Below are 244 nucleotides of genomic sequence, written 5' to 3' on the forward strand. Positions count from 1 at the left end.
TGTAATACTTGCTCTTTCATATCTTTCATTCTCCCTTCTTTTTCTTTTGTTACAAAGTTTCTATTATACTAATACGCTTGATAGAAATACGATTAATGCTGTTAATACTACTGCTCCACTTGCCGATCCTACAAAGTCACCTTTTGTTACTTGTAATACTTGCTCTTTCATATCTTTCATTCCCCCTTCTCTTTCTTTTGTTACAAAGTTTCTATTATACTAATACGCTTGATAGAAATACGAT

General features: G+C 31.6%; 1 protein-coding gene. It reads right to left on the minus strand.

Annotation, left to right across the window (positions count from 1 at the left end):
- Positions 1-63 precede the first annotated feature (63 nt).
- The gene (locus MR160_RS34485) at positions 64-180 is read right to left on the minus strand and encodes a DUF3948 family protein (protein ID WP_000654250.1); all 117 of its coding nucleotides are present in this window, start codon (positions 178-180) and stop codon (positions 64-66) included.
- Positions 181-244: the final 64 nt, after the last annotated feature.

The organism is Bacillus cereus group sp. BfR-BA-01382 (assembly GCF_022663475.1).
Taxonomy (GTDB): Bacteria; Bacillota; Bacilli; order Bacillales; family Bacillaceae_G; genus Bacillus_A; species Bacillus_A thuringiensis_S.